Source organism: Mucilaginibacter sp. P5_A6 (assembly GCF_056400585.1).
This window is the reverse complement of the sequence record NZ_JBFUKZ010000058.1, coordinates 1-6,236: the sequence shown is the minus strand read 5'-3', so window position 1 is coordinate 6,236 and position 6,236 is coordinate 1. Positions and strand designations below refer to the sequence as shown.

The following is a 6,236-nucleotide window of genomic DNA, read 5'->3' as shown; positions in this document are numbered from 1 at the left end:
GTTTATGGCCTATGGCTGGCCTGGCGTTGTTTTTGAAGGTGAGGCGTTGACCGCGAAATAATAGCGGTTTAGGATCTTGAGAAAGCCCTAAGGTTATTAATAAGTTACATGTTATTTCTTATAGTGGTTTAAATTTGTAGAAAAGTTATATTTTTATGTAATTATAACCTGTTATGAAAGCCTTGTTTACTACCCTTATTTGTGTTGTATTTGTTTTTGCCGGCTGCAAAAAAGATTCCCGGGCCGGAACAGAAATAACTCCCAAAACCATAGTTGGCAATTGGACAGTTTCGAGCCTGATATATCAGAGTTACAAGGATGGTAAGCTCACCAGGGAAGACCAGCTTGAAGCATATGCCTATGAATTTGAATTTAAAACCGATGGAACCGTAGGCTATACCGAAGGTGATGTAACTTCTTCAGGCGAATACACCATTAAATACGACTCGGGGAAATATTACTATTGGGTAGGTATACAGGGCCGTCATGGTTCGCCTGACGAAGGTACTGCCGAAATTAAGATGATCAACAAAAACTCCTTCACACTTAGATTCGAAACTTCCGACATCAACGGCCTCAGATATGTGGTAATTGAAACTATGGTAAGAAAGTAATTCTATCTAACAGATATCAGCACACCTCGTTTTTTTGCGCTTAACACTCCTGCAAGCTGAGCTGAAGATTATGTGTATTCATCATGTAGTCTGTACACTACATACATAGTCATAGTGGTTCGTCCGGAGACTCCGAACAGCGGGGAATTATTGTTTGTTTTAAGCATCCTGTAGTCTGGAGAAACAGGTATAGTGGTTCYAAGTCTGTAGAAATCGAACAGCGGGGAAGCCTGAAAACTATGGCTTCAAATTACTCCATATAACGATATGCAGGCGAAAAATCAGTATATTTGAATAACAGAAAAGGGAAAGAAATGGGTACTATTGAAGAATTAAAAGCGATCAGCAGTACGGTTGTAAGGCGTTTAAGAAGGCAAAAACTGGATAACGGCAAGCCATTTTTGATATGGTCGAACAAACTGCCTAAAAATCAAAGTTACCTGGAATATCCCGATCATTCCATTAAGATTGTTACTGTTGCGCCAAATTTAAAATCATTTACCATTGTTGAAGAATTGACCATGGGCCAGGCACAGATAATCCGCAAGGAGTTAAACCTGTTTTAATATGCCCGGCCTGTACATCATTACGGGTTCAAACGGAGCCGGAAAATCCACAGTCGGGCCAGGCTATCTTCCGGAAGAAATTTTAAAACATCATACCGTTTTTGACGGCGACCTGCTTTATACAAGGAAGCTTAATGAACTATTCCCGGCAATTACCAGGTCGGCAAAATATGCGCGAAAGGATGCACTGGAGTATGTAGTAAACTTGTTTGAAGAACAAACCAATCAGGCATTGGCCAACAACCACCACTATGTTTATGAAGGTCATTTTACCAATGACGCCACCTGGGAAAAACCAAAGACCTTCAAAGAGGCAGGTTACCGGCTGCATCTGATTTTTTTCGGATTGGAAAACCCGGAATTATCACAGTTCCGCGTTACGGAAAGGGTAACAGAAGGTGGTCACTATGTTGATCCGCAGACCTTGAACAATAATTTCTACGGAAACCTCGAAAAACTAAATATTTATCACCCACTGATCGATGACCTCACCATCGTGGATACCTCAGAAATTAACCACCGGATCTTATTCAAATCTGTTATGCAACAAATCGAATTTCACGTTGAACGGGTGGAATTACCGACCTGGTTTACTGACCACTTGCCAGCTATTGTAAAGTTATTTCCATAACCACTTTAATCGAAAAAGAAAATCTGGGTAGTCTGGAGAAACAGGCATAGTAGTTCAGTCGGAGACTTCGAACAGCGGGTAATGCATCTTCAGCAGGTGCCGCAGGTTCAAATTTTCGACAGGAGATGATTATCGCCATCAGGACACTTCATGCTGTTTTATATAGAGTTAATTAATTAGTTGTGACTAATTTTGTCTTTTGAAATTAAAGGATATTTTTTGTTTGCCGGCGCTTAGCATGGCAGAGGCATTAACAGAAGAACCTGCTTGAAGGCTATTTTCATTTAAGCAGAAGAAGTAAGCGCATCTAATTACGCCGGCATTGATAGCGTCATGTTGATTGTTTGCATTAGGCATCAAGTAGCTGGAGATCACATATATAGTGGTTCTAAGTCGGAGACTCGAACAGCGGAGTTGCATATTAACTCGCTTTTTTGGATTTTTCTAATTCATCTCCGGCAAGCTGAACCTGTCTGGCACCTTACAAACACGAACAAAAGATTCCTGGTTGAAATGTTGTAACCACACCTTCGCTGGCCTTTGATTAAAGGAAAACAGGTTGCATGTAATAAATATTGGGGGCGGAAAACATACCAAATGATATAAGTTATAATTGCTAAAAAAATATGTAAAAATAAATAATAAAACCTTTGTTTTTGATTAAATTCTTTATGTACATTTGATAACGGTTTAGCATGGCCCCTGACGTTAACTGGTTTATTTTTAGGTCCTTGATTTAAAATTACAACCCATAAAGCCAATGAAAAAGCCTTTACCTTCACACAATTTAATTCCAGCCAAAACTTTCCGGGAAAACAAAAATAACTCTTTGCCGGGCTGGCGCTTTAGTTTATTATTTTTAATGCTATTAACGGTTACGTTAACAACCGGTGCTTTAATGGCCCATGCCGGCATTACCACCAAAACGCACAGCACAGTTGTAACGCGGCACGCGCTTGCCTCCAACGCCAACCTGGCCAATATGAGTGTTACTGGTGCGTATGTAATTGAGCCCTTTAGCAGCCCAAGACAAGCATATCGAGCAATCGCCACATCAGGGCCAGCTACCGTAACCCCTACGCTGAGCAATCAAGGTGCCACGGTAACAGTTAATGGTATGCCAGTTACCTCGGGCACGGCTTCAGCAGCTATACCACTTATTGTCGGCACAAACACTATTACAGTAAAAGTTACTGCCGAGGATGGGATAACTACCAAAATTTATACGGTAACTGTACAGCGTCCACCATCATCAAATTCGGCCCTTAGTAACTTATCCTTAAGCAATATAGCATTGACACCTTACCAGTTCCACCAGGGAACTACATCGTATACATCGATAGTTTACAGCGAAACAACCTCTACCACTGTAAAAGCTACAGTTGCGGACCCTACTGCAACCATAAAAGTGAATGGAACAGCGGTAACATCGGGTACAACATCGGCTCCAATAGCGCTTAACCCCGGTCAAAATATTATAACCATCCTGGTAACAGCCCAGAACGGCTCCACCACAACCTATACCGTGACCATTACCAAGAGATTAACGCCGCTTATTTTGGCGTATTTAACTAATCTGACCCTCAGCAACGGCACACTAACGCCGGAGTTTGTAGACTACCATGGTGAATATACCGTAATCGTACCCGAGGGAACCTCATCAATCTCGGTAACACCCACTGCGAAGGATTCAAGGGATACCATAAAGGTTAACGGAATAGTGACTGGTTCCGGCTCGGCTTCGGCACCCATTCCGCTAAGCATTGGCGCTAATACAATAAACATATTTGTTACATCTCCGTATAATTATGTAACAAGAACTTACACGGTTACGGTAACGCGGCCGTCTGTGTCAAATGCACTCCTTGCAAACCTCGCTATCAGCAGCGGGACATTAACGCCTGCTTTTGCGAGCGGATCAACAAGTTATACAGCCTCGGTTACCAATGCCACCACCTCAGTTAACATTACACCAACTACCAGCGATGCTGCCGCAAAGGTAACTGTTAATGGAACAGCGGTGGTATCAGGTTCGGCTTCGGCGGCGATCCCGTTAGTTATAGGATCAAACACTATTACCACTGTGGTTACTGCCGCCGACGGTGTAACCACAAAAACATACACCATAACGGTAACCAGGCCGCCATCCAATAATTCGGGTCTCCAAATCCTTTTGCTATTTAGCGTTGCATCATCTAATAACCTTACAACCAGCCCTGTATTCAACACAGGAACAGCCGACTACACGACAGAAGCGGTAGGTAGTGAAATCGCAGATATGACCGTATACACAAACGCAAGCGACCCCACCGCCACAGTAACCGTTAATGGTATAGCAGTAGCATCAAGCTATGCAACGCAAATTGTACCCTTAACAGCAGGCGTCAATACTATCACCGTAGTAGTAACGGCGCAGGACGGGGTAACCAAAACCATTTATACGGTAACGGTCCCCAGGTTGCCTAAAGCGAGCCTTTCAGCGCTGGAGCTAAGCAATGGAGCATTAAGCCCTGCTTTCAGCGCCAGCACAACAAGCTATATAGCAGTTGTAAATAATTCAATAACATCAGTTACCGTAAAGCCTACCAAAAGCGATAAATCATCTTCGGTTACGGTAAACGGCGTTGCATCATCCTCGGGGGCAAACTCTAAAAGTATCCCTTTGGCCGTTGGGGTAAATACGATAGTAGTGGTGATTACCGCCGCCGACGGGGTAACCAAAACCACCTATACAATAGCCGTAACGAGGGCAACATTGGCTGCTTCAACCAATTCAAGTCTTTCGAACCTTACCTTTGACACAGGGACATTAAGCCCGGCCTTCGCCAGCGGCACAAATACTTATACATTAAACATAGCCAATACTGCCACCAACCTTATTAAGTTAACGCCAACGGTCTCTTATGCTTATGCAACGATTAGGATTGACGGGCAAGCGGTTGCATCCGGGTCTGCGTTTTTATGGTATTTTGTAGGTAATGGCGAAACGCATAATGTCGTGGTAACCTCGCAGGATGGAACAACCAGTACAACATATAAAATAACTATTCATGTTCTTCCATCAACAAATGCCAACCTGATAAAGCTGGTACTGAGCAGCGGCACAATAACACCGGCTTTTGGCGTACAGACATACCAATATACGGCAAGTGTAAGCAATGCAACAAGCTCAATAACGGTAACGCCAACCGTCAATAATATCATGTCTATAATGACGGTGAACGGCACACCGGTAGCATCGAAAACTGCATCGCAAAGCATCCCGCTGGCATTAGGAGCCAATACCATCACTACGGTGGTAATCGCAGAGGATGGTGTAACAACCAAAACTTATACCGTAACGGTCAACCGGGCACTATCGCCAAATGCCAACCTGATAAAGCTGGTACTGAGCAGCGGCACATTAAGCCCGGCTTTTGGCATACAAACCTATAACTATATGGCAAGTGTAAGCAATGCAACAAGCTCGATAACGGTAACGCCAACCGACAATAATGGTTTGGCTACAAATACGGTGAACGGCACACCGGTAGCATCGAAAACTGCATCGCAAAGCATCCCGCTGGCAGTAGGGGCCAATACCATCAATACGGTAGTAACGGCGCCGGACGGCGTAACAACGAAGACTTATACCGTAACGGTAACCCGGGAAGCAATGGTAGCAGTGAATAGTGTTTATGCACAGCAAATTAGCTCAACAACCAAACCCGACAGCGTGCAGGCAGTTAATGATGATATTTTGGTGCATCAGGCAGTATCACCAAATGGGGACGGCTTAGGTGATATATTTACTATAGACGGACTGGCCAACTACCCTGATAATAAAATATCGATAATTACGCAAAGCGGCGCATTGGTTTATAAGGCAAAAGGATATAGCAGCAATGGCAACGTATTCGACGGACATTCAAACATCAACGGTAAAATGCAGTCGCCGGGCACTTATTATTACTTGCTCGATTATAAAGTTGGTAATGTAAATAAACACAAAACAGGTTTTTTAATACTTAAATATTGAAAAAATTTCAGATAACATTAGAGGATCTGTACAACGGGAATATGCTGTCTGCTAATGTGAGATAGCCTCAATTTAATCTGACAGCTACGATAAACCCCGCTGTTTGCAATCCTGCAGTTCGATTCTCCGACGTCGAACTACAGGAATTGATTTTTCTTTTTTACTTTCGCGAAAAATTATTCTGAATGAAGGGGCAACTACTTACGTTAATTACAGCATCCCAACAGGGATCGGTGCTGTTTAGCGAAGTTATAAAATTGATTGAAACGTATTACAATCATCAACCAACAGCCTTTAAAAATGGTGATGTTTATAACGAGGCTACACAAAACCAGGGGAGTGCAAAGGTTTTTGCCTGTGCCCAACTTAACAACTTAAGCGCGGCAGACACACTCTATTTATTTGCC

At 43.1% G+C, this 6,236-nt stretch carries 5 protein-coding genes; all 5 read left to right on the top strand.

All coding sequences use genetic code 11. The features are described from left to right. Positions 1-173: 173 nt before the first annotated feature. A complete protein-coding gene (locus AC1DO4_RS27430; RefSeq protein WP_477420957.1) occupies positions 174-614 on the top strand; it encodes a hypothetical protein in 441 nt (146 codons plus the stop codon). A gap of 290 nt (positions 615-904) precedes the next feature. Then, positions 905-1,180, top strand: coding sequence for a hypothetical protein (locus tag AC1DO4_RS27425; RefSeq protein ID WP_477420956.1), 276 nt, complete (start codon positions 905-907; stop codon positions 1,178-1,180). Position 1,181: 1 nt separating this feature from the next. Next, positions 1,182-1,811, top strand: a complete 630-nt coding sequence (locus tag AC1DO4_RS27420) for an ATPase (RefSeq protein ID WP_477420955.1) — start codon at positions 1,182-1,184, stop codon at positions 1,809-1,811. A 760-nt stretch (positions 1,812-2,571) separates the two neighbouring features. Beyond that, positions 2,572-5,829 carry a cadherin-like beta sandwich domain-containing protein gene (locus AC1DO4_RS27415; RefSeq protein ID WP_477420954.1) on the top strand — a complete coding sequence of 1,086 codons (3,258 nt, stop codon included), beginning with the start codon at positions 2,572-2,574 and terminating at the stop codon, positions 5,827-5,829. 185 nt (positions 5,830-6,014) lie between these two features. After that, positions 6,015-6,236, top strand: a 222-nt coding sequence (locus tag AC1DO4_RS27410) for a HopJ type III effector protein (RefSeq protein WP_477420953.1), incomplete at its 3' end; no start/stop codon positions are given.